We start from the raw sequence: 24,657 nt of genomic DNA, 5'->3' as shown, positions 1-24,657 counted from the left end.
GCTTCCCCCAAAAGCGTCACGCTGAGTCACGGAACTGCTGCCGCTTCGTGGGTTCCGTGCACCGTCGGCAGGGGTGGAGGTTCCGCCCCGCGCCGGTAACCGCCGCTTGGCAGGTCGCGGTGCGCTGAGATGATGGACAGATCATGACATTTCCCGTTTTCTCCTCCCGTCAGACCGAGCCGAGCGCCCGTGGCAAGGAGTTCGGCACCCACCTGCGACCGAGGATCCTCGCCAACCTGTCCGGCTACACCGACCTGTTCACCGCCGCCGGCGCGAGCGGCACCCAGGTGCGCGGGTGGGCCGAACGCGCGCTCGAGCGCAGCGCCGCCTGGGCGCCCCGGCTGGCGGACGAGATCGCCGGGATCGCGGCCGGCGCCGGGCTCGAGCCCTGGCAGGTCGCCGCGGTGAACGCCCGCACCGAGATCCTGGCCGCCGTCGACGCGACCACCGGCGCCATCGCCGGCGAGGGCGAGTGCTCCACCTCCGTCGTGCTGCCCGACTCGGCCCCGGCGCGTACGGTGCAGACCTGGGACTGGCACGACCACCTGCGCGACGCCCCCGTGCTGTGGGAGCTCGAACCGCGCCCCGGCCACGTGGTGCGCACGTTCACCGAGGCAGGTGCGCTGGCCAAGATCGGGGTCAACACGGCCGGGCTCGGCGTGCACTTCAACATCCTGCGCCACCGCTCCGACACCGCCGACGTGGGCGTGCCCGTGCACCTGATCGCCCGCCGGATCCTCGAGGAGGCCGCCACGGTGGAGGAGGCGGCCGACATCGCCCGTTCGGCCGAGGTCTCCGCGTCGACCGTGATCACGGCCGTGACCGCGTCCGATGCGGCGTCCATCGAGATCTCCCCGGCCGGCGTCGCCGTCATCCCGCCCCGCCCCGACGGCGTGCTGCTGCACTGCAACCACTTCCTCGACCCCGGCCTGGCCCCGGGGGAGCGGCACGCCTCCGACCGGCCCGGCACGTACGACCGGCTGCGGCACCTGCGCGCGAACGTGGCGGGGCTGAGCCGTGAGGACCTGACCGCGCGGGCGCTGTCCATGCTCAGCCACGGCCCCGACTACGCGCCCGTCTGCGCCCACCCCGACCTCACGCAGCCGATCAACCAGCGGTGGGAGACGGTGGCCACGATCGGGCTCGACGTGACGGCCGGGCGGCTGCGGGTGCACCGGGGCGGGCCCTGCCGGGTCGCCGCGGAGACCTGGCAGACGTTCTGACCCGCATGCGAGGGGAGTCTTACGGCGTGCGTATGTTTGACCTGGGGTGGTGCGGGTGAGCGGGGCGCTGTCGGGGCTGCTGGTGGCCGACTTCAGCCGGGTGCTGGCGGGACCGTACTGCACGATGCTCCTGGCCGACCTCGGGGCGGAGGTGGTCAAGGTCGAAAGGCCCGGCGCCGGCGACGACACCCGCGCCTGGGGGCCGCCGTACGCCGACGGAGAGGCCACGTACTTCCTCGGCGTCAACCGCAACAAGCGCTCGATCCCGCTCGACCTGCGGGCCGGCACGGAGGTCGCCCGTGCCATGGCCGCCCGGGCCGACGTGCTCGTGGAGAACTTCAAGCCCGGCACCATGGACCGGCTCGGCCTCGGCTACGACGCGCTGCGCGAGCTCAACCCGGGGCTGGTGTACTGCTCGATCACCGGCTTCGGCTCCGGAGAGGGCGCCCACCTGCCCGGGTACGACCTCATCGCGCAGGCCGCCGGCGGGCTCATGAGCATCACCGGCGAGCCCGGCGGGCCGGGCATGAAGGCGGGCATGGCGGTGGCCGACGTGATCACCGGCCTGCACGCCGGCTTCGGCATCCTGGCCGCGCTGCGCCACCGCGACCTCACCGGTGAGGGTCAGCACGTCGAGGTCTCGCTGCTGTCGTCGGTGCTCTCCGCGCTCACCAACCACGCCTCCGCGTACGCCGCCGCCGGGGTCGTGCCCCGCGCCATGGGCAACCGGCACCCCAGCATCGTCCCGTACGAGGTGTTCCAGGCGGCCGACCGGCCGATCGTCATCGCGGCGGGCAACGACGGCCTCTTCCGCGCCCTGTGCCTCGCCCTCGACCGGCCGGACCTGGCCGACGACGACCGCTACGCCACCAACGCCGGCCGCGTGGCCGCCCGCGAGCCGCTCATCGCCGACCTCAACGCCGTCCTGGCCACGCGGAGCGCGGACGACTGGTTCGAGCGGCTCACCGCCGCCGGGGTGCCGTGCGGGCCGATCAACGACCTGGCGGCCGCGTTCGCCCTGGCCGAGCGGCTCGGCCTGGAGCCCGCCGTACGGCTCGACGGCGTCGGCCAGGTCGCCAACCCGCTCCGCCTCAGCGCCACCCCGCCCACCTACCGCCGCCGCCCCCCGTCCCTCGGCCAGGACTCGGAGTGGGTCCGCGAACGCCTGGACGACTGAGCCACGGCGCTCAGCCGGGTGGGCAGGATGCGCCGCAGCCGCCGAAGCGGGTCGCGTCGAGGGCGGTGAACGGGGTGTCCGGAGTGCCGGTCAGGGCTTCGCGCATCGTGTCCTTCCAGATCGGGCCGGCGACGTCCGTGCCCGACACCTCCTGGTGGCGTCGGCCCGCGATGGTGACGTCGGTCAGGGTGCGGCGGGAGCCGTCGCCGGGGAAGCCGAGGGTGACGGCCGAGGCCAGGTCGGGCGTGTAGCCGGCGTAGCCCGCGGCGGCGAAGGCGTCGGCCGTGCCGTCCATGCCCGCCGCGTCGCGGCCGAGACCCTTGAGCGGACCGGCCGCCAGCGCCTGCGCCAGCACCGCGGTCACGGCGTCCGCGACCGGCGCCTCCAGCACCTGCTCGCAGGTCGGCGGGAAGGCCCGGACGGCGCCCCCGCCGCCGGCGGCGACCTCCATGACCACGTGCGGCGCGCAGTGTCGGCCCCGGGCGGCGAGCGTGGCGTAGGAGGAGGCGACCGCGACCGCGTCCACCTCGTTGACGCCGAGCGCGAACGTCTCGTACTCCCGCAGCGGTCCGCCGTCGGCGCGGACGAGCCCGAGCCGCCGGGCCATCCTCACGGTCTCGCACAGCCCGACCTTCTCGGTCAGCCTCATGAAGAACGTGTTCTCGGCGGCCACCGTGCCGGAGCGGAGAGTGGTGAACGTCGCGCCGTCGTCCGTCGGGTTGACGACCGTATGGGTGGGGTCGCCGACGTTCTCACCCGCGCAGTTCTTGAACGACGCGTAGGCCGGCGCCCGATAGCCGTCGCCGGTGGGGAAGCCGTCGTCGAGGCGCATGCCGCTTTCCAGGGCGGCGGCCAGCGGATAGACCATCGCGCTGACGCCCTGCTGGACGCCCCTCTGCCGGCCGCCGTCCAGAAGACCGCCGTCCAGATGACCGCCGTCCAGATGACCGCCGCCCTGTTGTACGTCGCCCTGTTGTACGTCGCCCTGTTGCACGCCGCCCTGCGCCACGCCGCTCGGGGGACCGGCGCCCTGCTGAGCGCCGGTCGGCTGGCCGCCGCCGGCCTTCAGCGCCTTGATCTCGCCGGTGCCAGGTGCGATCACGGCCTGGGCGGCGACCGGCTCGTCGCCGCGATCGATGTGCCGCTCGATGGCCTGCTCGGCGGCCTGCTGCACGCGCGGGTCGATCGCCGTCCTGATCGTCAGGTTGCCGCGTCGCACGAGCGCCGGGTCGCTCGCCGACAGCTCGGCCCGCACCCGCTCGCACAGGTACGCGTTCCTGCCGGCCGTGCAGTCGCCGGTGAACTCCTGGATGACCGCCCCCTGGGCGTCGACCAGCACGCTGGGACGTACGGCGGCCACGGCCAGATGATCCCTGGCCGGCTGCTCGCCGGAGACCAGCCGCGGCACCAGGAACGCCGAGCTCGCCAGCACGACCACGGCCGCGCCGGCGGCGACGTTGTAAGGGCTTCACGTCGCGGATCCTACGACGGTGAGCGCACCGCGGACAGGCCGGGCCCGCGACTTCGCGCCGCGGTCAGGCCGGGCCGGCGAGGTGCTACCGCGAGCCGCGTCCGGCCAGCTGCACCACCGCGTCGATCAGCTCGCGGCCGTTCAGCATGGCCAGGTCGTTGTGCCCGGCGCCGGTGATCTCCACGGCCGTCGTCCCGGCCGCCTCGGCGACCGCCCGGCTCAGGTGCGGGGGCACGATCGTGTCGCGGCTGCCGTACACGACCACGACGGGCGCCCGCACCCGGCCGATGTCGGAGACGACGGGGAAGCGGTCGCGCAGCAGCGCGCGTACCGGAAGGAAGGGGTAGTTGACCTGGCCGGCGTCGGCCAGGTCGGTGAACGGGGAGCGCAGCACCAGCCCGGCGGGCGGGTGCTCCAGAGCGAGCCGTGTCGCCACCGCCCCGCCGAGGCTCTCCCCGAAGTAGACGACGCGCGGGCTGCCGACGAACGCGCGAGCGGCGAGCGCGTCGAGGTGCAGGCCCTCCTCGGTGGGGCTGCCCGGGTTGCCGGCGTAGCCGCGGTAGTCCATCAGCAGCACCGGCAGCCCGTGCTCCGCCAGGGCGCGGGCCAGCGGCGCCCGGTGCAGGCGGTTGCCCGCGTTGCCGCCCATCACCAGGACGGTCACGTCGTGGCGGCCGGGCACGTACCAGGCCGCGAGCCGCAGACCGTCACGGGTCGTGAACGACACGTCGCGCGCGCCCGGGATCACCGAGGCGGCCGGCGGCACCGTCCCCCGGTCGGGCAGGTAGATGAGCCGCCGCTGGAACACCCACAGCAGCCCGAGCAGCAGGACCAGCACCGCGACGACCACGAGGGCGGTGCGCGTCAGCGTCGTCACCCCGCCCACGCTACGCACTCCACCCCCCGCCCGACGATCCCACACCCCACGCCCTCGATGGGAGGCGGTCCCGTACCGGACCTGCGGTGGGCCGGCGGCGGCCGCCGCCAACAGGGTGACGGAGGACGGTCGTCCGGACGGGGGTCAGGTGATGATGCCGGCCTGGATGACGTGGCGGAGGTGTTTCGGGTCGGCGAGGACGCCGGCGTCCTCCACGGGATCGCCGTCGAGGACGAGGAGGTCGGCGCGGGCGCCGATGTCCAGGGTGCCGATCTCGCCCGTCAGTCCGAGCAGGTCGGCCGCGCCGGACGTGGCCGCGCGGAGCACGTCCAGAGGTGGCTGCACCTCGGCCCGGAGGCGGAACTCGTGGCTCTGGTGCCGGTGCATGCCGCCGAGCAGGTCGGTCCCGAACGCCAGCCGCACGCCGCCGCGCGCGGCCCGCTCCAGCGCCGTCAGACCGGCCTCCAGCACCTCGTCCACCTTGCGCCAGCTGTTCTCCGGCAGCCCGAACGCCGGTCCCTCCTCCTTCAGCGCCCAGTACGTCACCAGCGTCGGCACCAGGAACGCGTCATGCCGCCGGAACAGCTCGACGCTCGTGTCGTCGATCAGGTTGCCGTGCTCGATCGAGCGCACGCCCGCCTCGAGCGCCCGGTTGACGGCTCGCGCGGTGTAGGCGTGCGCGGCGACGTACCGGTTGGCGGCCTCGGCCTCGGCCACGATGGCGCGCAGCTCGTCCATGGAGTACTGGGTCGAGTCGATGCGGTCGGTCGGGGAGGCCACGCCGCCGGAGGCCATCACCTTGACGTGGTGGGCGCCCTTGCGCAGCTCGTCGCGGGCCGCGGCGCGTACGGCGTCGACCCCGTCGGCGACCCGCCCGACGCCCGCGCAGCACGGATGGTCGTCGACGTGCTGCTCGCCCCGGCCGCGGAAGTCGGAGTGGCCGCCGGTCTGGCTCAGCCCCTTGCCGCAGAACAGCAGCCGCGGCCCCCGGACGAGGCCTTCGGCCTGCGCGTCGGCCAGCCCGAAGTCGGCGCCGGAGTTGTCGCGGACGGTGGTGAAGCCCCGGTCCAGCATGCCGCCCATGATGCGGGCGGCGTGCGCGGTGACGTACGAGGGTGACATCGTGCGCAGCGCGCCGAGGTCCGCGGTCGAGGCGGTGACGTGCACGTGAGCGTCGATCAGGCCGGGCACGACCCGGGCGCCCGCGAGGTCGATCACTCGCGTGCCGTCGGGGGCGCGCAGGTTCGTCCCGGTCTCGGCGATGCGGCCGTCGGCGCAGCGCAGGTCGGCCTCGGTGTACTCGCCGGTCGCGACGTCGAGCAGCAGGGCGTTGCGCAGCAGCAGGCTCATGCGGCACCCCCACGCGGCGCCGCGCTTTCGCGCAGTGCCGCGGCGGCGTCCCCGGCCAGCGCCTGTGCCGCCGCCACGGAGCTCTCGTCGTAGCGGCCTTCGGCGTCGAGCAGGTTGAGCACGCCGACCACCTCGTCGCCGTCCACGACGGGCACGTTGACGACGGCGCCGCAGCCGAGGCTCTCGATCAGCTCGTGGTCGGCGAAGATCTCCCGCACGGCGGCCCGGTCCTTCCCGAGGTACGGCCGCCGCCCCTCGATGCACGTCGCCAGCCAGCCCTGGGCGACCTCGACGGTCTTCTCGCCGCCCACCGGGTACTGCTCGGGGTGGCTGCTGTGCACCCGGCGCAGCGCCCGCCGTTCCGGCACCCAGGCGAGCACGGTGAACAGCCGCACGCCCACCTCCCGGCGCACCTTCTCCTCCAACTCGGTCAACGTGGTCACCTGGTGGCCTCCTGCACGGGGGGTTCGGTCAGCTCTTCAAGGGATTGCCCGGCCGTGGCCAGGCCGAAAACGATCACACACACCACCCCGGCCACCAGCACCGCGGTCGTCAGGCCGAACACGCCCGCGAACCCGAGGCTCGCCGCGGAGAACCCGATGATCGTCGGGGCGAGGATGCTGCCGACCCGGCCGAAGGCGCTGGACAGGCCGGTGCCCGTGGCGCGGATCCAGGTGGGGAACACCTCGGGGGTGTAGGAGTAGACACCGGCGTAGGTGCCGTTCAGGAAGAACGACAGCACCGCGCCCGCGACCGTGATGGAGACGGGCGAGTCCATCTGCGACAGCCAGAACGCGCTGACCGCCGAGCCCGCGAGGTAGAGGGCGATGGTGTTCTTGCGGTCCAGCCGCTCCGACAGCCAGGCGGCGGAGAAGTAGCCGGGGATCTGGGCGAGATAGATGATGATCGAGAACTCGAAGCTCTTGGTGACGGTGATGCCGCGGTTCACCAGCAGGGTCGGGATCCACGAGAAGAACCCGTAGTACGAGAACGTGATCACGAACCACACCAGCCAGATCACCCCGGTGCGCCTGGCCATGGCGGGGCTCCACAGGAAGCGCAGCGCGCTCACCAGGTTCACCTTGCGGGCCGCGGCCGAAGGGGCGACGGCGGTCTCGGGCACCGGAGGCAGCGGCGCGCCGGTGGCCCGTTCGACCTTGCGTTCCAGGTCGGCGACCACCGCCTCGGCCTCGGCCGTACGGCCCTGATGGAGCAGGAAGCGGGGCGATTCGGGCAGCGAGCGCCGCCACCACAGCAGCATGAGGATCGGCAGCGCGGTGATCACCTGCGCGATCCGCCAGCCGTCGTCGAACGTGGGCACCACGAAGCGCCCGATCAGCGCGGCCATCACGAACCCGAACGAGAAGAACCCGGCCAGCGCGCCGATGAACCACCCGCGCCGGTCGGCCGGCACGAACTCCGACAGGAACGGCGCGATGATCGCGCTCTCCGCGCCCGCGCCGGCCCCGGCCAGCACGCGCGCCACCAGGAACACCTCGTACGAGGGCGCGAACGCGGCCACCACGGAGAAGACGGCGTAGAAGGCGAGCGCGTACATCATCACTTTTTTGCGGCCGATGCGGTCGCCGAGCAGGCCCGCCACGGTCGCGCCGAACAGGAAGCCGAACGGCGTCGCTGACCCGATGAAGCCGAGCTGTCCGTCGGACAGGCTCCACGCGTCCTGAGCGCTCGGCAGCAGGAACGCGACCACGGCCGAGTCCATGCCGTCGAAGGTGTAGCCGAGCCCGCCGATCAGCAGGAGGACATAGTGAGGACGGCTCAACGGGAGCCGATCGAGACGGGCCAACAAGGACATGGACGCACCTTTCCCCAGGTCGTGGCCCTACAGGGGGACTTCGAAGCAAGATATAGTGCGAAATGCCAGAAATGCAATGGTCATTGCATGAGGCGATTGCGGCGAATGCGTAGCATGGTCCCGGCCGAGGGAGGATCAGGGTGACAGAGCGCGCCGCCGACAGCTTCGAAGACTGGTTGCGTGAACGGCTGCCCGAGCGCGGGCTGCGCGGCAAGGCCGCCGCCGTCGTGGAGCTCCTGCTGTCCCAGCCGCGGCGCGCGTCGTTCGCGTCGGCGGGGGAGCTGGCCCAGGTCGCGGGCGTCAACGTCGCGACCGTCACCCGTACGGCGCAGGCGCTCGGCTTCGCCGGCTGGCCGGCGTTGCAGCTGGAGCTGCGCGCCCGCTATCTGTCCTCGCTCAGCGCGGGCCAGGTCGCGGCCGAGCACCGGGGCAACGGCTCGCCCAGCTCCCGCTCGCTGCGCCGCGACCTCGACAGCCTGGCGCTGCTCAACCGGCGCATGGACGAACGCGTGCTGCTCACGATCGCCGAGGCCGTCGCGGCGGCGCGGCGCACCGTCATCGTCGCCGACGGCAGCTACGCCGCCGTCGGCCTCGCCCTCGCGCACAACGCCCGCCTGGCGGGCTACCCCGTGGCGGCGGTGACGGCGGGCGACGCGGAGCTGGCCAACACGGTCTCCACCGTCGCCGCCGGCGACGTGCTGATCGCGATCAGCTTCTGGCGTCTGTACGAGAGCACGGTGCTGGCGGCCAACGAGGCCGGGTCGCGGGGCGCGCGGGTGTTCGCCATCACGGACGCGGCCAGTCCGGCGCTGGCGAACGCGGCGGAGGAGGTCGTGCTGGTGCCCGCCGAAGGGGAGGCGTTCTTCCCGTCGCTGACCGGGGGGATGGCCGTCGCCCAGGCTCTCGTCGCCCAGCTCGCCGCCGTCGACCCGGCCCGTACGGGCGCCTCCATCGAGGCCGCGGAGGCGATGTGGGCCAGGTTCGGCCTCCTCCACCGCCGCCCCGCGACCCCCTGAGATCAGTCGGTCGGGTAACCGGTCAGAGCCAGCTGGCGCGGACGCTGGTGGCCGACTCGGCGCCGTGAGGGGCGTCCGGGGAGGCGGTGCGGATCTGGTCCAGCAGGCGGGAGACCGTCTCGACGATCTCGGGGGCGCGGTCACGCAGGCCGCGTACGTCCTCCGGGGTCACCTCGTCACGTGCGACGCCCGCCTCGTCGAGGACGCCCTCCAGGTCGGCGAGGCGTTCCCCCAGCCAGGCCAGCGGCTCCTTCGACAGCCGCTCGTCGAACACCCGCCGCCCCGGCTCCCACCCCCGCGTTCCCGGATGGTGGTGCGTGCGGTCGAAGCTGCCCGGCGTGCCGTCTACGGACTCCAGCAGGTCGACGCGCCAGATCGGCCGGTCGATGCTGATCGGGCGGGCGGAGTAGATCGAGCCCTTCAGCTCACCCTGCTCCAGCCGGCGCAGCTCGAGCCGCACGCCGCGCTCGGCGCCCTCCTGGCCCGGCAAGGGGGCTGGGTCGACGAAGTAGATGTCGCTCACGGCCACGCCGATCCGCTCGAAGCCGAAGAGGTAGAGCACGGGAACCACGTCCTTCGCAGGTGTCGGGGCACGCCTCGAATCTCAACGTAACACCGCATATCGGACGATCAACCCCCAACCGGCCCAGGGTCAGCAGAGCTCGTCGGGCGCGGGCAGATGCTCCTCGGCCCAACGGGAGATCTGGTTGAGCGCCGGTATGAGCGCCCGCCCGCTCTCCGTCAGCTCGTACGACACCGTCACGGGCGGTCCCTCCTCGACCCGGCGGGCGATCAGCCCCGCCTTGGTCAGCTCGGCCAGCCGGTCGGAGAGCACCGAGTCGCTGACGCCGTCGATGGCCCGCGACAGCTCGCGGAACCCGGCGGGACCGGCGCCCAGGCTGCCCAGCAGCAGGCCGCTCCAGCGCTTGCCGAGCAGGGTGAACGCACGGGTGAGGGCGGCGTCGCCGCGGGCGCAGTTTTCCAGGTCGTGTCGCGTGGGCGCCATGCCCTCCAAACTAGCAGATCAGCTGTCGCTTTGATTTTAGTAGCGAGTATGAATAACCTAGCAACGCCTTCCTTCCTAGTAGCTTTGGAGATGTGATGAGCGAGAACGCGCGTCCGAGCGTCGTGGTGGTCGGCGGCGGGTACGCCGGCTTCAAGGTGGCCAAGCTCCTCGACGACGTCGCCGACGTGACCCTGGTCGACAAGACCGACACGTTCATGCACAACGTCGCGGCGTGGCGGGCGCTGGTCGAGCCGGAGTGGCTGGAGCGGATCTTCCTGCCCTACCGCCGCCTGCTGAAGCACGGCAGGTTCGTCCAGGACCGCGTCGTGGAGGCCGACGGCCGCCGTGTGCGGCTCGCCTCCGGGCAGGTCCTGGAGCCCGACTACCTGGTGCTGGCGACCGGGTCGGCGTACCCGTTCCCGGCGAAGATCGACGAGCCGGACGTCGGGGCGGCCAGGGTCAGGGCGCGGGCCGCGCACGAGGCACTGGCCGGCGCGGAGCGCGTGCTGCTCCTCGGGGCCGGGCCGGCCGGGCTGGAGCTGGCGGGGGAGATCAAGGCGTCGTTCCCCGGCAAGCACGTGATCATCGCCGACGCGGCGTCCGACATCCTGCAGGGGCCGTTCGACGACGAGCTCCGCGTCGAGCTGCGTAAGCAGCTCGCCGACCTGGGCGTCGAGCTGCGGCTCGGCGCCGCGCTGCGCGGGCTGCCGAGCGTGCCGCCCGCCGTCACCGGGCCTGTCAGCGTCGTCACGGATGAGGGGGAGGAGCTGACGGCCGACATCTGGTTCCGCTGCTTCGGCGTCGTGCCGCACACCGACTACCTGCGCGGTTCGCTCGCCGCCGCCCGCGACGAGCGCGGCTACGTACGGGTGGACGAGCGGCTGCGGGTCGCCGGGCACGAGAGGGTGTTCGCCATCGGCGACATCGCCGACGCCGACCGCAAGATGGCCGGCTTCGCCGGCGCCCAGGGCGAGCTGCTCGCGGCGAACCTGCGCGCGCTGATCACCGGCGAGGGTGAGCAGCAGGACTACGAACGGCAGCCGCCGGTCATCCTCGTCCCGCTGGGCCCGGAGGGCGGCGCCGGCCACCTGCCCGACTTCGGCGGGCTCGTGGGCCGCGAGGTGACGTCGCAGGTCAAGGGCCGGGCCATGCTGATGGACATGATCACCGGCCACTTCGACGCCTGACGCGCCGGGAAGGACTCCGGCCCGGGGCCGACGGCGTCCCCGGGCCGGATGACGGGGGTCAGGACCGGACGGGGCGGTCGTCCACCCCCGCTGACGTCAGCGCGTCTCGGCCCGCCGTTCGTAGCGGGCGCGGGCGAGGCGGTGGGCCGTGCGCAGCAGGTCACGGACCGCCGCCTCCGTGCGCGGGCCCGGGTTCACGACGGCGAGCCACCCCAATTCGCCGTAGACCGGATGTGCGATCACGGTGTCGGCCACGGCGGGGTCGGTGTCGTCCGTGCCCGGGTCGCGCGGCTGCCTGCCGGTCCAGCTGACGAAGGCGTCCTTGCCCGCGAAGAGGTTCAGGCGGAAGACGTCCGGCCGGTTCAGCCGCGATCTCTCGTCGCCGGGATAGTCCTTCGTCACGATCGTGGCGAAGGGCTGCGTCGTCGTCGGAACGACGCCATCGGGCGCGTAGGAGAAGAACGTGTCGCCCCAGCTGATCTCGGGTGAACCGTCACCGGGCCCCGGCCTGAGCGTGAGAACTCCGCCGAGGTCGTCGATGAACTTGATGATCTCGTCAACGTCCATGCGTTCTAGCATTCCATTGAAGCGCTTATGGAGACTTTTCACGAAAGAGCCGAGGTCGCAGGGTGCGAAGCCGCAACTCGCCAGGAATGCGCACCGCCGACATCGCACGGCGGACCGGGTACTCCGTGCAGCAGATCCGCAATCTGGAGCGAGACGGTGTGCTGCCGCCCGTGGGACGCACTCCCACCGGTTACCGGATCTACGGCGATCCGCACGTGCACGCGGTGCTGGCCTATCGAGCGCTCGCGGCCGGCACGGGCCCGGTCGAGGCCAAGAGGATCATGCGCGCCGCGCACGCGCACCCGCTGTCGGAGGCGCTGGCCCTCCTGGACGCGGCGCACGCCCGGCTCGACACGGAGCGCCGTGAACTCGCACTGGCCAAGAAGGCCGCCGAGGCCATCACCGCGGAGCCGATCGACGCCGTGCGCCCCTCGGACGCGATGAGCATCGCCGAGCTCGCCGCCGCGCTCGGCGTGCGCCCGTCGACCTTGCGGCACTGGGACGCGGAAGGTCTCGTCGTCCCCGGCCGCGACTCCGTACGAGGCCCGCGCCGCTACTCGCCCGACCAGGTGCGCGACGCCCGCGTCGTCCACCAGCTGCGCATGGCCGGCTACCGCACAGCCCCGCTCAAGGCCCTGATGCCGCAGCTGCGCCGCGGTCGTCGCTGGGAGGAGGTGCTGAGCACGCTGGCCGCCCGGGACGCGAGCATCGACACCCGTTCGAGAGCCCTCCTGGAAGCCGCCGCCGCGCTCAACACGCTGCTCGCCCGCTGAGAACCGACGATGAGAATGCCGCGGACCCGCGACCGGTTCCTGGAGCACCGCGGTCCCTCGCCGGCGCCGGCCCGTGGCCATCTTCCCCTGACCTGTTGGGGTGACAGCTTTGCCGACAGGTCCGGGGTAGGTCGTTCGATCGGGTCAACCGCCGGGCCGTATCAGGCCGCTCTCGTAGGCCAGGATGACCAGCTGGACCCGGTCGCGGACGTTCAGCTTGGCGATGGCCCTGGTGATGTGGGTCTTGGCGGTCAGCGGGCTGATGACGAGGCGCTCGGCGATCTCCTGGTTGGACAGGCCGAGCGCCATGAGCTGGACCGCCTCCAGCTCCCGGGAGGTGAGGGCGGCCAGCCGCTCGTCCGCGCCGGCGGCCACGCCCTCCCGGTGGGCGAACCGCTCGATGACCCGGCGGGTGACGCCGGGGGACAGCAGCGCGTCACCGGCGGCGACGGCGGCGATCGCGCGGCGCAGCTCGGCGGGCTCGACCTCCTTGGTGAGGAAACCACTGGCACCGGCGCGCAGCGCGGCGAAGACGTGCTCGTCGGTGTCGAACGTGGTGAGGATGACGACACGGCACCGGGGAACGGCCTGGACGATGCGCCGGGTGGCGGTGATGCCGTCGGTGCCGGGCATGCGGATGTCCATGAGGACGACGTCGGGCCGGGCGCTCGTCGCCAACCGTACGGCCTCCTCACCGTCGGCGGCTTCGCCGACGACCGTGACGTCCCTGGAGCGGGCCAGCAGGCTGCGGAAACCGGCGCGTACGAGTGCCTGGTCGTCGGCGAGGAGCACCTTGATCGTCACACCATCGAGCCTGCCACAGGGATGTCGGCCCGCACGGAGAAGCCGCCGGGGACCGGCCCCGCGGTGAGCACACCGCCGAGGGCGTCCACCCGTTCCCGCATGCCGGTCAGGCCGTGTCCGGGCGGGCCGGCGCCGCCGTCGCCGTCGTCGGTGACCTCGACGGTGACCGAGCGGGGCCCGTAGCGGATCTTCACTTCGGCCTTGGCCGCGCGCGCGTGCTTGAGCGTGTTGGCGAGCGCCTCCTGGACGACGCGGTGGACGGCGATGGCGGCGACGGCGGGGACCCGCCCGGGGTCGCCGTCCTCGTCGAGGGTGACGTCGAGCCCGGCGGCGCGGGCGTCGGCGACGAGCGTGCCCAGGGAGCCCAGATCGGGCTGGGGCCCGGTGCCGCCGTGGTCGTCGCGCAGAACGTCGATGAGGGAGGTCAGGTCGGCCATCGCCCGGTTCCTCACGTCCTGTGCCAGGCGCAGCGCGGCGGCGGCCTCGGCCGGCTCCTCCTTCAGGGTGTCGGCGGCGACGTTGAGCTGGACACCGACGACGGCCAGGGTGTGCGCGACGATGTCGTGCACCTCGTGCGACACGCGCAGCCGTTCCTCGGCGACGCGGACGCGGGCGTCGGATTCGCGCAGCCGCTCGCGCGAGCGCACCGAAGCGGCGTACGTGAGGCCCGCGACGACGAGGATCGCGAGCAGCAGTCCCTCTCCGGCGACGTGGAAGACGTAGCGGGACGGATTCGTCTCCAGCGCGAATCGGAAGTCGATCGCGGAGTAGGCGAGCTGCGCCAGGCCCACCACGGCCACCCAGCGCACGTGGCGGGTGGCGGCGGCGGTGAAGTAGGCGGCCGACGCCGGCCAGATCCAGCCGGCGGGGGAAAAGCTGGTGAGGTGGTAGACGAAGATCCCGGCGACCGACAGCAGCAGCACCGTCATCGGCAGGCGGCGCCTGACCAGCAGGAGGGCTCCGAGGAACAGGGCGAGCGGGATCACGCCCTGCCACGGGCTGCGCACTCCGGTGGCGAGGGCGACGGCGACGAAGAGCACCACGGCGACGGCGGCCAGACCGACGTCCACGAGCAGCGCGGAGTGCCGGACGTGAAGGGGTTCACGTCGCGATGGCGATCCGGCCAGACCGCGGGAGCGGCTCGGGCTCGGCGAGAGGCCGCTCGCTACAGGCAGCGGAGGAGTCACGAAGGCCCTTTCTCGAGTGCCGCCGGGAGCGGCCTGCTCCCGGCGGCGGGCGTGCTGACGAGCTTGGATGTCAGACGTGGGTGACCAGCAGGGTCACACCCGCCTCGTCGCCACAGCTGACGAACACGGGGCCGACGCCGTTGCCGATCGTGGGGGACAGGGTCGCCTTCGCCACGAACCGCTGGGGATCGGCGTCGACGATGCGGATGTTCCGCAGGACCGGGTTCTTCCTGTCGATTCCGGCGATGACCGCCTGGAGCTGCTCGCCCCCGCCGCAGTTGCCGGTGATCGTCACTTCCTGGCCTCGCCGGGTGGTGGGGTTGGGGCTGACCTGGACCACCGCCCTGGCGCCCTTCGGCGGCTTCGGCGCGGCCTGCGTGACGGCGGTCCGGCCGCCTGCGGCGGACGCGCCTCCGGACGCCCAGTCCCAGCGCACCGGCCGTCAAGGTGAGCGCGGCCACCACATTGATCGTTCTCTTGCTCATGGCGGAACGCTATGCCGCGCCGCGGCGGCACCGCGTCGTCCATCGACTGTCACTCGCCTCTGCTCCGTTCGCCGTAGTCCCTGCACCGAAAGAAGCAGACGGCGGCTGTCGCGAGGCGAGTGCTCGTTCCGCTGCGGGATGACGTCCCGCGCCCCGGCCGGAGAGGTGCCGGCGTCCCTGACAACACGAAAGGGCGGTCACACCCGCGGGTGTGACCGCCCCGTGCCGGCCGTGGCTAGCCGGGGATCGGGTACGGGAAGGCGCTCGTCACGCCGATCTTGTCGTACTCCATCTTCGAGGCGTCGAAGCCGTCCTGCCAGTTGGCGTTCGTCACCTCGTTGCACTGGTAGCTCTGGTACTTGTCGTCCGTGACCTCGCCGACCTCGATGTTGTCGAAGGCGAAGCCGCAGCCGCCGGCGTCCATGTGCACGCCGCGGGTGCCGCTGTCGGGCATCGACGCGTCAGGGATGACGTCGCCGATGACGACCTGGGAGACGCGGTTGCTGATCGGATGCGGCTCGGCGTTGTCGACGCCGTAGGTGTAGAAGGCGCCCATGTCGCCGCTGTCCAGGCCCGCCTCCTCGATGCGGAGGTAGGAGAACTCGTTGCCGTGGGCGTAGCCGTCGCCGTCCTTGACCTCGGGGCGGACCTCCAGGCTGATGCCGTAGCGGGCGCTGTGCCGGACGACGGAGTGGCTGACCTCGTTGTTCCCGGTGTTCATCAGCTCGACCCCGGCCGCGTCACCGGGCACCAGCTCGCCGATGTGGTGGATGTAGTTGTTCGTGAACGTGTGGTGCCCGGTGAGGTCACCCTCGCCGGGGTAGCCGCCCTCGACCTTGATGCCGTCGGCGCCGATGTTCTCCAGCAGGCTGTCCGACACCCTGACCCGTTCGTTGGCGAACAGCAGGTAGACGGCGGTGAAGCCGGTGTCGGAGATGCGCAGCCGGGTCAGGTCGACGTCGCGCGTGTTCGTCAGCGTCACCGTGCCGAACCGGTTGCGCGGCATCTCGATCTGCCGGTCGTACTCCGGGTACTTGTGCGGCTCGCCGGCGTCGCCCGCGCTGATCCAGCCGTTGCGGTACCAGCTCACGAAGTCGCTGTACTGCAGGGCCAGGCCGTCGAAGGCGAGGTTCCGTACGCGCTTGTCCGGGCTGCTGCCCTTGAGCGACAGGATCGTCCTGACCGTCGGCGCCACGACCTTGTCGATCGAGCCGCGCGGCCAGTAGTACACCTCCTGCTTGTCGAAGTCGAAGAAGTACTCGCCCGGCTGGTCGAGGAAGTCCAGCGAGTTCTGCAGGAAGTAGCGCGAGCCGCCGCGGCTGTTGACCATGGCGTAGCGCGTCCAGTGTTCGAGGGTGATCTGGTTGTCGTCCCACGACGGGTTCTGGATCGGCACGGTGTCGGTGAACCAGCTCCACGACCCGCCCGACCAGACCACGGCCTGCGCGTTGTCGAAGTTCCAGCTCTTGTCCCAGTCGCCGGGGTTGGAGTACAGCCACTGCTGGACGGCCTCCTTCTCCGGCTCCTTGAGCACCGAGGTGAGGTACGGCGCCCACTCGTCGTCCGACCTGCGGTTCGGGTAGCGCGCGGTGGTGGCCCGCCTGCCGTCCTCGAACAGCGTGTAGAACGTACGGTCGACCTTCGTCTTGTAGATCTCGCCCTTGACCTTCTCCCACCCGGTCACCGGGCGTGCGCCCAGCAGCCGGGCCTTGCCCGGGCCGTCGGCACTGCGGTAGATGATCGTGTGGCCGTGCTCGCCGGAGTCGGCCTCGGTGAACTCGATCGTCTCGTCGACGTGGTAGTCGCCGGCCTTGACGTTGACCACGATGTCGCAGCTCTGCTGCCGCTTCTTGGCCCGCAGCTGGTCGCGGGCGTGCTCGATCGTCTGCCACGGGCGCTGCGCGTTGCCCGGGCCGCCGTCGGTGCCGTCCGGGGCGACGTAGAACTCGATCGGCTTGCACGGCGCCTGCGCGCCGGCCGAGGGGGTGACGACGAGGGCCGCCAGGACGACCGCCGCCGCGCCGATGACCTTCATCACGCCCCCTGACCCGGGATCGGGTACGGGAAGGCGCTCGTCACGCCGATCTTGTCGTACTCCATCTTCGAGGCGTCGAAGCCGTCCTGCCAGTTGGCGTTCGTCACCTCGTTGCACTGGTAGCTCTGGTACTTGTCGTCGCTGACCTCGCCGACCTCGATGTTGGCGAAGGTGAACCCGCAGCCGCCGGCGTCCATGTGCACGCCGCGCGTGCCACTGTCCGGCATCGCCCCCGCGGGGTCGTTGATCACGTCGGTGATCACCATCTGCTCGACGCTGTTGTCCCGCAGGTGCGGCTCGGTGTTGCTGACGCCGTAGGTGTAGAAGGCACCCATGTCGCCGCTGTCGAGGCCGGTCTCCTCCAGCTTGATGTAGGAGAAGGAGTTGTTGCGCGCGTAGTTGTCCTCGTCCTTGATCTCCGGGCGGACCTCGAGGCTGATGCCGTAGCGGGCGCTGTGCTTGACGTTGATGTGGCTGACGGTGTTGTTGCCCGTGCTCATCAGCTCGATGCCGGCCGCGTCGCCCGGCACCAGCTCGCCGACGTGGTGGATGTAGTTGTTCGAGATCGTGTGATGTCCTGAAATGTCGCCCTCGCCGGGGTAGCCGCCCTCGACCTTGATGCCGTCGGCGCCGATGTTCTCCAGCAGGCTGTCCGACACCCTCACCCGCTCGTTGGCGAAGAGCAGGTAGACGCCCATGAAGCCGCTGTCCGACAGGTGGAGCCGGGTCAGGCCGATGTCCCGGGTGTTCTCCAGCGTGATCATGCCGAACCGGTTGCGCGGCATCTCGATCTGCCGGTCGTAGACGGGGTACTTGTGCTCGTAGCCCGAGTCGCCCTCGCTGATCCAGCCGGCCCGGTACCAGTCCACGAAGTCGCTGTACTGCAGGGCCAGGCCGTCGAACGACAGGTTCTGCACGCGCTGCTCCGGGCTGCTGCCCTTCACCGATAGGATCGTCTTGACCGTCGGGGCCATCACCTTGTCGATCGAGGTGCGCGGCCAGTAGTAGACCTCACCGGCCGCGAAGTCGAAGTAGTACTCGCCCGGCTGGTCGAGGAAGCGCAGCGTGTTCTGCAGGAAGTAGCGTGAGCCGCTGCGGCTGTTGACGAACGAGTAGCGGGCCCAGTGATCGAGCGTGAAGAAGTTCTTGCGGAAGTCGGCGCCGCCCAGCGGCACGGTGTCGGTGAACCAGCTCCACGAGCCGCCCGACCAGACCACGACCTGCGCGTTCTCGTCGAAGTCGGCGTCCCACTCGACGGGCACGTCCTCCGGCTTGAAGTACAGCCACTGGCGCACCGCCTCCTTCTCCGGCTCCCCGAGCACGGAGAACAGGTACGGCGACCACAGGTCGTCGCTGGTCCTGTTCGGGTGACGGGCCGTCGTGGCGCGCTTGCCGTCCTCGAACAGCGTGTAGAAGGTACGGTCGATCTTCGTCTTGTAGATGTCGTCCTTGTACTTCTGCCAGCCGGTCAGCGGCCTGGCGCCGAGCAGCCGGGCCTTGCCGGGGCCGTCGGCGCTGCGGTAGGTGATCGTGTGGCCGTTCTGGCCTGAGTCGGCCTCGGTGAACTCGATGGTGCGGTCGACCTGGTAGTCGCCGGCCTTGACGTTGACCACGATGTCGCAGGTCTGGTGGTTCTTCTTGGCCCTCAGGTGATCGCGGGCCTGCTCGATGGACTTCCAGGGGTTTCTCGCGCTGCCGTCGCCCCGGTCGCTGCCGGTGGGGGAGACGTGGTAGTCGCAGTTCGGCCGGGAGGCCGCCGGAGTGGGCGCCGTCAGGCCGCCCAGAAGTAAGACGATCGCGCCAACGGACCTGAGGATCACTGGCTCTCCTTTACATCCCGCCACCGTTCGAACTCGGCGCGGGTCTCGGGGGTGAGGGGGTAGTAGTCGGACAGCGCCCCGCCCTCCTCGATGCGGGCACGGCTGTAGCGCTCCCACTGCTCGTGGTCGGCGGCGGCCTCCAGCACCGAGCCGGCCCGGCGGCGCGGCACCACCACGGCGCCGTCGTCGTCGGCCACGCACAGGTCGCCGGGCAGAGCCAGCGCGCCGCCGACCGCCACCGGCACGTCGTACGCCCACGGGAACAGCTCCGCCTGCGAGGCGTAGTGCGGGGTGGCGCCGGTGCACCAGATCGGCACGCCGAGCCCGCTCACCCGGGGCAGGTCCCGGATCCGGCCGTCCACGACGATGCCCGCGCCGCCCTTGCGCCGGAAATACCGGACCAGCATGTCGCCGAAGCAGCCGGTGTAGGCGCTCCCGTACGCCTGCACGACAAGCACGTCGCCGGGCTGCACCGCCTCCAGGACGGCCCACAGGGCGGTGTGCCGCTCGACGTACTCCTGGCCGAGTCCGGAGGCGACGTCCTCGCGCTGCGGCATGAACTGCAGCGTCCGGACCCGTCCGGCGATCTTCTGTCCTGGTGCGATGGGACGCGGTCCCTCGATGAAGGTGCGCCGGATGCCCTGGGCGTGCAGCTTGGCGCAGGCGGTGGCCGAGCTGATCCGGGACAAACCCTCCACGAGGACGGGATCGGGTTCGGCGGGCAGCGGCCCGCGAACAGGCAGATCCCAGATGGCGTCGTCCATGAAACTCCTCAGTAGTGCTGGTGCGACGGCGTGCGGACGCGCGCGGTCGTGTGCAGGTCGAGCCGGATGCGGCGGCCGGGCGGCAGCTCCACGAGCAGCCGCGGGCCGTTCACCGCCACCTCGTGCTCGGTCTCGGTGACGGGGGGAGAGGTGTAGTCGCGGGGGTCGCCCGGGTAGCCCTCGCCGGCGCGGGTGCCGGCCTGGGTGATGGTGACGCCGTCGATGCGGTCCTCGCCGAACGCGCCCGCCTGCACGACGACCCGGCGGGTGCGGCCGAGACTGAGGTTGACCAGGTCGACGGTGGTGCCGCCGGGGCGCACCGAGCCGACCAGGGCCGCCACGTCCTGAGGCAGTCCTGGACGGTGCCGGTCGGCGTCGAAGTAGGCGAGGCGCGCAGGCAGCAGCCCGCCGTTGTAGAGGACCTGCGGGGTGCCGGTGACGAGTTGCAGCAGCGCCTCGGTGAGCACCGGGTTGAGCCGCTGCCAGTGGTGGACGTGGACGGTGGCCAGGTCGGCGCGGTCGGCGTCGATGAGCGCCGTGCGCCGCTGCACCTGCCCGAGTGCGGTGGTGAGCATCCGCTCGGGGTAGCCGGGGTTGGCGCCACGCAGGAACTCCAGCCAGGGGGCTTCGTGCCCCGCCTCCTCCTTGTTGCGGAACGGCCGCACCGTGGCCCAGTCGTAGCCGGCGGCGGCGCGCACCCGCTCCAGCCGCTCGGCGTCCGCCCGCGCCCGGCTCGTGTGCCACAGCCAGACCGGCAGGCCCAGCTGCGGGGGCTGGAAGTCGAACCAGCCGTCGTCGTCGTGCCGGTTGGGCACCAGCATGGTCGGCTTGCCGGCCTCGTCGCCGAGCTCGGCCAGCCAGCGGTCGCTGATGCTCATCTCCGTCTCGGTCACGCTCGCCTGCGTGGCGCGGGCGTACACGGTGTCCAGCGGGCCACGCCCGATGGCGAGCGCGCTCTCGTCGCCGGTCAGCAGGTGGGCGTTGACCGCGGCGATCGCGGCGGCGGCCCCGACGCTGTAGAGGCCGTGCGGCCACTGCCAGCCGTAGTTGCCGCCGTACCAGCGCCCGCCGTGCAGCTCGCCGACCACGCCGGACGGGCCCACGTTGTCGGGCAGGATCCCGTCGTTGGCCTCCGCCCGCCGCTGCCAGGCACCGATGTAGCGCAGCGCCCAGTCGCGGTAGCGGTCGTCGCCGTCGTACAACCAGGCGTTGACGGCCAGGCTGGTCGCCGCGAGGTTGACGGCGACGTCGCCGCGGCCGATGCGCTCGGTCATGGCCGCGCCCATCCGCGCGGCGTTGCACGGGTCCGCCAGGTCCTCCCACCGCGAGATGCCCGGCAGGTCGCGCAGCGGCAGCCCGTACGGCCGCATGCTCACCAGGTCGGTGTGGTAGGAGGCCCACTCCCGCTGCAGCCCGTAGCGGGGGCCGCCGGCGCCGTTGTGCGGGGCGCGGATGATGTCGTGCTCGGCGTCGTAGTTCGCCGAGCCCGGCAGGTAGAGGTCGGCGAAGCGGCGGGCCCGGTCGCGGAAGCGCTCGTCGCGCGGGTCGGCGGCGCAGATGCCGTAGAACAGCAGCAGCGACTCGCCCTGGTGGAACCAGTCGTAGCCGCGCTCGAACTCGTCCACCAGGTAGCCCAGCTCGGTGAGCTGCGTGGTCACGCCCTCCCAGTGGTGTTTGGCGGCATCGAGCAGGTCGTCGGCCCCGCCGAGCTGGTAGAGCGTCGGCCAGTTGAAGAACGCCTCGTAGAAGTCGTCGGCGCCGTCGCGGTCGGCGGCCGGGCCGTGGTAGATCAGCCGGCCGTCGGGCCCGCAGTAGCGTGCGGCGAAGGCCCGCCAGGCCTCGTCCAGCGCGTCGAACAGCCTGCGCTCCAGCACCGCCCAGGCCGGCGGCTCGCCGAGCGGGACGGTCGCGATGATTTCCCGCATCTTCCACCCTTCCCTGTGGTTGTCGAGAGGGTCATCCCTTGGTGGCCCCGGCGGTGAGGCCGCTGATGATGTGCCGTTGCATGAAGACGAAGAAGACCAGCAGGGGCGCGATGGCCAGCAGCAGCGTCGGGAAGACCACCGTGTAGTCGGTGGCGTACTGGCTGACCGCCGCGTAGACGCCGGTGGTGACGGTGTACAGGCCGCTGCCCGGGCCCAGGATGATCTGCGGGTTCACGAAGTCGTTCCACACCGAGAAGGTGTTGAGGATGACCATCGTGGCGACCGCGGGCCGCATCAGCGGGAAGACGATCTGCCAGAACGTCCGCAGCCTGCCCGCGCCGTCCACGGCCGCCGCCTGGTCGAGCACGGCCGGGATGGTGGCGATGTAGCCGGCGTACAGGAAGATCGAGAACGGCAGCGTGAGCGTGGTCTCGAACAACACGAACCCGCGGATGGTGCCCATCAGGCCGAGGGTCTTGAGCACGTACACGACCGGGATGACCAGCACCTGGCCCGGGATGAACGTCCCGGCGAGGAAGAACAGCATGAGGACCCGGAAGCGGCGCTTCGGGCTGCGCGCGATCACGTACGCCGCCGGGGCGGCCAGCACCACCGACAGCACGTTGACCGCCACCACGAACAGCAGCGTGATCGCGTACCCCTTGACCACGTTGAACTGCGGGTTCGTCAGCGCTCTGGCCAGCGGCTCCAGCGTCAGACCGGCGAGCCCGAACGGGTCGGCCAGGATCTCCTGCTGCCCCTTGAACGCGTTGACCGTCAGCACGTACAGCGGGACGAGCATGAAGACAGCGCTCAGCCACAGGAACGTCTTCCTCACTGGTGCACCGCCAGCTCGCCGCGCCTGCGCAGCCTCGTCACCACGAACGCGAGCGCGGCCGTCACCAGCATGAGGATGACCGACTGGGCCGAGCCGAAGCCGAGGCGGGCGTCGTGGAAGGAGTTCCACAGGATGAGGTAGGCGACGGTCTGCGTCTGACCGGCCGGTCCGCCCGCCGTCAGCGAGACCACCAGGTCGTACGTCTTGAGCAGCGTCACCAGCGACAGCACGATGTTCACCGTCACCGACGGGCCCAGCGCCGGGAGGGTCACGTTCCGAAACACCTGCCACCGGGTGGCGCCGTCGATCCGCGCCGCCTCGATCAGCGAGTGCGGCACCGCCTGCAGCCCGGCCAGGTAGAGCACCACGTTGACGCCGAACCCGGCCCACACCAGCACCGCGATCATGGTGACCGTGGCCCACTCCGGGTCCGACAGGAACGGCAGCACCTCGCCGCCCCACGAGGTCACCAGGTTGTTGACCGCGCCGGTGGTGCCGAGGATGGCCGACCAGAGGAAGCCGACCACCAGGGCGCTGAGCACGTGCGGGTAGAACAGCACGATCCGGAAGAACGTGTTGGCCCTGGAGGCGCCGTTCACCAGGAGGGCGAAGCCGAGGCCGAGCAGGTTCAGCCCGGCCGTGCCCGCGGCCGCGATCAGCAGCGTGACCGCGGCGGCTCGGCGCAGCTCGGGGTCGTCGAGCAGGTCGGCGTAGTTGCCGGCGCCGACGAAGGCCGGGTTCGCGCTGAAGCCGTCCCAGTCGGTCAGGCTCAGGTAGAACGCCAGGCCGACCGGGACGATGAGCATCACGGTGTAGAGGACCGTCGCCGGGGCCACCATGAGCGCGTTGGCCAGCCCGTCGCGCCTCGGCCGGGCGCGGGCGGCAGGCGGTGCCGCGACGACGGGCGCTTCCCGGGTGAGCGTCACGATCGCCCGGCCAGCCAGCGGTCGACGCCCTCGGCCACGTCCTTCGGCGACTTGCCGACATACAGGCCCTGGACCTCGGTGTTCCAGGCGGAGTTGAAGCCCTTGGGCAGGCTGGCGTCGCCGTACCCCTCGCCCTGCGGGACGCCCGCGGGCGCGGCGTCGAGAATCGCCTGCACCTCCTTCTCCAGCGGGGTGAAGTCGCGCTCGACGCCGGTGCGGAAGTTGCCGTCCTGGGCGAGCTGGCTCTTGACCGCGGCAGGGTCGGTGACCAGCCACTGGACGAGCTTGAGCGCCGCGTCCTTGATCGGGGTCGACTTCAGGATCATGTACGGGGCCGCGAGCGTGGCGCCCTGCGGGCCCGGGTACTGCTGGCCCTCGTCGACGGGGGCCGGGAAGACGCCGACCTCGAAGTCCTTGTCCGCCTTGGCCTCGGTGGCGGTGAACCAGCTCCCCATGACGTACATGCCGGATTTGCCGGACAGGAACGCCGTCTCGGCGTCGGCGTATTTCATGCCGAGGGCGTTCTTGTCGACGTACCCCTTGTCGATCCAGGTGCGGTAGCGCTCCAGGTGGGGCAGCATCGACTCGCCCGCCTTGATCGTGCCCGCCTTGACGTCCTGCTGCCAGGTGGGGTGGGTCTGGGCCCGGCTGGGGTTGGTCAGCTGCAGCAGCTGCAGGCCGGTGAGGAAGTCGCCGCCGGTCTGCAGCGGTAGGTAGCCGGCCGTCCTGAGCTTGCCCATCGCGGCGTCGAACTCGTCGAACGTGGTCGGCGGCCGCTCGATCCCGGCCTTGTCGAAGGCGGTCTTGTTGTAGAAGACCAGCGACTGCGCCTGCACGCCCACGCCCACCGTGTAGATCCGGCCGCCCAGCTTGGCCTGCTCGGCGAGCGGGGTGTCCTTCGCCCACGGCTGGTCGGTCAGGTCGAGCATCTGCTTCGCCAGCGTCTCGTCCGCCATCAGCGTCTCCACCACGTCGGGCGCGTTGCCGGCCGCCAGCTGCTGCGGCAGCGTGTCGGCCACGCCCTTGCCGGTCGGCGCCTCGATCTCGACGTCGATGCCGGGGTTGGCCTGCTCGAACGGCTTCACCAGGCCGTCCCAGTACGCCTGGGTGAGGTTCGGGCTGATGTTGACCAGCATCCTGACCGTGACCTGGCCGTTCTCGTCCTGCCGGGCCTGCGAGTCGCCGGCGAAGCCGCCCCCGCCACAGCCGGTGAGCAGGAGCACGGAGCCGAGAGCCGGCCAGAGCGGGAAGAGGGATGGGCGGGGGGAACGCATCGCACCTCCAAGGGGGCGAGATCTGCGACGCCTATTAATGGGTCGATACTCGATTAGCGATTATTTAATACGTTGGTCATATGGGGTCGTCAAGGGAGAACAGGGCGCTACAAATATGTGTCCTCTGGGACGCTGA

At 71.5% G+C, this 24,657-nt stretch carries 23 protein-coding genes; 5 read left to right on the top strand and 18 right to left on the bottom strand.

Features of this window, described 5'->3' with window-relative positions:
- Window positions 1–143: 143 nt before the first annotated feature.
- The gene (locus ACIBP6_RS20900; protein WP_397054426.1) at window positions 144–1,223 is read left to right on the top strand and encodes a C45 family autoproteolytic acyltransferase/hydolase; all 1,080 of its coding nucleotides are present in this window, start codon (window positions 144–146) and stop codon (window positions 1,221–1,223) included.
- Between the two features lie 55 nt (window positions 1,224–1,278).
- A complete protein-coding gene (locus ACIBP6_RS20895; RefSeq protein ID WP_397054424.1) occupies window positions 1,279–2,400 on the top strand; it encodes a CaiB/BaiF CoA transferase family protein in 1,122 nt (373 codons plus the stop codon).
- Between the two features lie 10 nt (window positions 2,401–2,410).
- Here the strand turns inward: ACIBP6_RS20895 and ACIBP6_RS20890 are convergent, their stop codons facing one another.
- The 5 genes from ACIBP6_RS20890 to ACIBP6_RS20870 all read right to left on the bottom strand — a co-directional run bounded on the left by ACIBP6_RS20890 (window position 2,411) and on the right by ACIBP6_RS20870 (window position 7,914).
- Window positions 2,411–3,838, bottom strand: coding sequence for a hypothetical protein (locus tag ACIBP6_RS20890; RefSeq protein WP_397054422.1), 1,428 nt, complete (start codon window positions 3,836–3,838; stop codon window positions 2,411–2,413).
- Window positions 3,839–3,956: 118 nt separating this feature from the next.
- Window positions 3,957–4,748 carry an alpha/beta hydrolase gene (locus ACIBP6_RS20885; protein WP_397054420.1) on the bottom strand — a complete coding sequence of 264 codons (792 nt, stop codon included), beginning with the start codon at window positions 4,746–4,748 and terminating at the stop codon, window positions 3,957–3,959.
- Between the two features lie 144 nt (window positions 4,749–4,892).
- On the bottom strand, window positions 4,893–6,098 hold the full coding sequence (locus tag ACIBP6_RS20880) for a metal-dependent hydrolase family protein (RefSeq protein WP_397054418.1): 1,206 nt from the start codon (window positions 6,096–6,098) through the stop codon (window positions 4,893–4,895).
- Window positions 6,095–6,541: a GAF domain-containing protein gene (locus tag ACIBP6_RS20875; protein ID WP_397054416.1), complete on the bottom strand. Its 447-nt coding sequence runs from the start codon at window positions 6,539–6,541 to the stop codon at window positions 6,095–6,097. Before ACIBP6_RS20875 ends, ACIBP6_RS20880 begins: the two co-directional genes overlap by 4 nt.
- A complete protein-coding gene (locus tag ACIBP6_RS20870) occupies window positions 6,538–7,914 on the bottom strand; it encodes an MFS transporter (protein WP_397054414.1) in 1,377 nt (458 codons plus the stop codon). The genes ACIBP6_RS20875 and ACIBP6_RS20870 overlap by 4 nt, the downstream gene beginning before the upstream one ends.
- A gap of 140 nt (window positions 7,915–8,054) precedes the next feature.
- On the opposite strand from ACIBP6_RS20870, the gene ACIBP6_RS20865 reads away from it, so the two are divergent.
- Window positions 8,055–8,930 carry a MurR/RpiR family transcriptional regulator gene (locus tag ACIBP6_RS20865; RefSeq protein WP_132613095.1) on the top strand — a complete coding sequence of 292 codons (876 nt, stop codon included), beginning with the start codon at window positions 8,055–8,057 and terminating at the stop codon, window positions 8,928–8,930.
- 22 nt (window positions 8,931–8,952) lie between these two features.
- Here the strand turns inward: ACIBP6_RS20865 and ACIBP6_RS20860 are convergent, their stop codons facing one another.
- Together ACIBP6_RS20860 and ACIBP6_RS20855 are read right to left on the bottom strand one after the other, a co-directional pair.
- Window positions 8,953–9,492, bottom strand: a complete 540-nt coding sequence (locus ACIBP6_RS20860) for a hypothetical protein (protein WP_397054412.1) — start codon at window positions 9,490–9,492, stop codon at window positions 8,953–8,955.
- Window positions 9,493–9,582: 90 nt separating this feature from the next.
- A complete protein-coding gene (locus ACIBP6_RS20855; protein ID WP_397054410.1) occupies window positions 9,583–9,936 on the bottom strand; it encodes a winged helix-turn-helix transcriptional regulator in 354 nt (117 codons plus the stop codon).
- A gap of 95 nt (window positions 9,937–10,031) precedes the next feature.
- Between ACIBP6_RS20855 and ACIBP6_RS20850 the strand changes: the two genes are divergently transcribed.
- Window positions 10,032–11,123, top strand: coding sequence for an NAD(P)/FAD-dependent oxidoreductase (locus tag ACIBP6_RS20850; protein WP_397054408.1), 1,092 nt, complete (start codon window positions 10,032–10,034; stop codon window positions 11,121–11,123).
- Window positions 11,124–11,219: 96 nt separating this feature from the next.
- On the opposite strand, the gene ACIBP6_RS20845 is transcribed toward ACIBP6_RS20850, so the two are convergent.
- A complete protein-coding gene (locus ACIBP6_RS20845) occupies window positions 11,220–11,690 on the bottom strand; it encodes a DUF6194 family protein (protein WP_397054406.1) in 471 nt (156 codons plus the stop codon).
- Window positions 11,691–11,776: 86 nt separating this feature from the next.
- Between ACIBP6_RS20845 and ACIBP6_RS20840 the strand changes: the two genes are divergently transcribed.
- On the top strand, window positions 11,777–12,463 hold the full coding sequence (locus tag ACIBP6_RS20840; protein ID WP_397055373.1) for a MerR family transcriptional regulator: 687 nt from the start codon (window positions 11,777–11,779) through the stop codon (window positions 12,461–12,463).
- Between the two features lie 144 nt (window positions 12,464–12,607).
- Here the strand turns inward: ACIBP6_RS20840 and ACIBP6_RS20835 are convergent, their stop codons facing one another.
- The 10 genes from ACIBP6_RS20835 to ACIBP6_RS20790 all read right to left on the bottom strand — a co-directional run bounded on the left by ACIBP6_RS20835 (window position 12,608) and on the right by ACIBP6_RS20790 (window position 24,521).
- Window positions 12,608–13,267, bottom strand: a complete 660-nt coding sequence (locus ACIBP6_RS20835; RefSeq protein ID WP_397054404.1) for a response regulator — start codon at window positions 13,265–13,267, stop codon at window positions 12,608–12,610.
- The gene (locus ACIBP6_RS20830) at window positions 13,264–14,337 is read right to left on the bottom strand and encodes a sensor histidine kinase (RefSeq protein ID WP_397054402.1); all 1,074 of its coding nucleotides are present in this window, start codon (window positions 14,335–14,337) and stop codon (window positions 13,264–13,266) included. The genes ACIBP6_RS20835 and ACIBP6_RS20830 overlap by 4 nt, the downstream gene beginning before the upstream one ends.
- A gap of 187 nt (window positions 14,338–14,524) precedes the next feature.
- Window positions 14,525–14,890, bottom strand: coding sequence for a hypothetical protein (locus ACIBP6_RS20825; RefSeq protein ID WP_397054400.1), 366 nt, complete (start codon window positions 14,888–14,890; stop codon window positions 14,525–14,527).
- 284 nt (window positions 14,891–15,174) lie between these two features.
- Window positions 15,175–16,974 (bottom strand): right-handed parallel beta-helix repeat-containing protein, encoded by a 1,800-nt coding sequence (locus ACIBP6_RS20820; protein WP_397054398.1) that lies wholly within the window; start codon window positions 16,972–16,974, stop codon window positions 15,175–15,177.
- Window positions 16,974–18,794: a right-handed parallel beta-helix repeat-containing protein gene (locus ACIBP6_RS20815; RefSeq protein ID WP_397054396.1), complete on the bottom strand. Its 1,821-nt coding sequence runs from the start codon at window positions 18,792–18,794 to the stop codon at window positions 16,974–16,976. The genes ACIBP6_RS20820 and ACIBP6_RS20815 overlap by 1 nt, the downstream gene beginning before the upstream one ends.
- A complete protein-coding gene (locus tag ACIBP6_RS20810; protein WP_397054394.1) occupies window positions 18,791–19,558 on the bottom strand; it encodes an RraA family protein in 768 nt (255 codons plus the stop codon). The genes ACIBP6_RS20815 and ACIBP6_RS20810 overlap by 4 nt, the downstream gene beginning before the upstream one ends.
- An 8-nt stretch (window positions 19,559–19,566) precedes the next feature.
- Window positions 19,567–21,483 (bottom strand): hypothetical protein, encoded by a 1,917-nt coding sequence (locus ACIBP6_RS20805; RefSeq protein WP_397054392.1) that lies wholly within the window; start codon window positions 21,481–21,483, stop codon window positions 19,567–19,569.
- A 31-nt stretch (window positions 21,484–21,514) separates the two neighbouring features.
- Complete coding sequence (locus ACIBP6_RS20800; protein WP_223189989.1) at window positions 21,515–22,321, bottom strand: carbohydrate ABC transporter permease; 807 nt, start codon at window positions 22,319–22,321, stop codon at window positions 21,515–21,517.
- Complete coding sequence (locus tag ACIBP6_RS20795) at window positions 22,318–23,247, bottom strand: carbohydrate ABC transporter permease (protein WP_397054390.1); 930 nt, start codon at window positions 23,245–23,247, stop codon at window positions 22,318–22,320. Before ACIBP6_RS20795 ends, ACIBP6_RS20800 begins: the two co-directional genes overlap by 4 nt.
- Window positions 23,244–24,521 carry an ABC transporter substrate-binding protein gene (locus ACIBP6_RS20790; RefSeq protein ID WP_397054388.1) on the bottom strand — a complete coding sequence of 426 codons (1,278 nt, stop codon included), beginning with the start codon at window positions 24,519–24,521 and terminating at the stop codon, window positions 23,244–23,246. The genes ACIBP6_RS20795 and ACIBP6_RS20790 overlap by 4 nt, the downstream gene beginning before the upstream one ends.
- Window positions 24,522–24,657 lie beyond the last annotated feature (136 nt).

This window comes from Nonomuraea terrae (genome assembly GCF_044465245.1).
Taxonomy (GTDB): Bacteria; Actinomycetota; Actinomycetes; order Streptosporangiales; family Streptosporangiaceae; genus Nonomuraea; species Nonomuraea terrae.
The sequence above is the reverse complement of the archived record's forward strand: the minus strand, read 5'-3'. Positions and strand labels throughout refer to the sequence as shown.

Coding starts and splice junctions, on each gene's coding strand:
- ACIBP6_RS20810 (WP_397054394.1), bottom strand. CDS start 19,558: ATGGACGACGCCATCTGGGATCTGCCTGTTCGCGGGCCGCTGCCCGCC.
- ACIBP6_RS20900 (WP_397054426.1), top strand. CDS start 144: ATGACATTTCCCGTTTTCTCCTCCCGTCAGACCGAGCCGAGCGCCCGT.
- ACIBP6_RS20845 (WP_397054406.1), bottom strand. CDS start 11,690: ATGGACGTTGACGAGATCATCAAGTTCATCGACGACCTCGGCGGAGTT.
- ACIBP6_RS20850 (WP_397054408.1), top strand. CDS start 10,032: ATGAGCGAGAACGCGCGTCCGAGCGTCGTGGTGGTCGGCGGCGGGTAC.
- ACIBP6_RS20805 (WP_397054392.1), bottom strand. CDS start 21,483: ATGCGGGAAATCATCGCGACCGTCCCGCTCGGCGAGCCGCCGGCCTGG.
- ACIBP6_RS20820 (WP_397054398.1), bottom strand. CDS start 16,974: ATGAAGGTCATCGGCGCGGCGGCGGTCGTCCTGGCGGCCCTCGTCGTC.
- ACIBP6_RS20870 (WP_397054414.1), bottom strand. CDS start 7,914: ATGTCCTTGTTGGCCCGTCTCGATCGGCTCCCGTTGAGCCGTCCTCAC.
- ACIBP6_RS20880 (WP_397054418.1), bottom strand. CDS start 6,098: ATGAGCCTGCTGCTGCGCAACGCCCTGCTGCTCGACGTCGCGACCGGC.
- ACIBP6_RS20840 (WP_397055373.1), top strand. CDS start 11,777: ATGCGCACCGCCGACATCGCACGGCGGACCGGGTACTCCGTGCAGCAG.
- ACIBP6_RS20790 (WP_397054388.1), bottom strand. CDS start 24,521: ATGCGTTCCCCCCGCCCATCCCTCTTCCCGCTCTGGCCGGCTCTCGGC.
- ACIBP6_RS20855 (WP_397054410.1), bottom strand. CDS start 9,936: ATGGCGCCCACGCGACACGACCTGGAAAACTGCGCCCGCGGCGACGCC.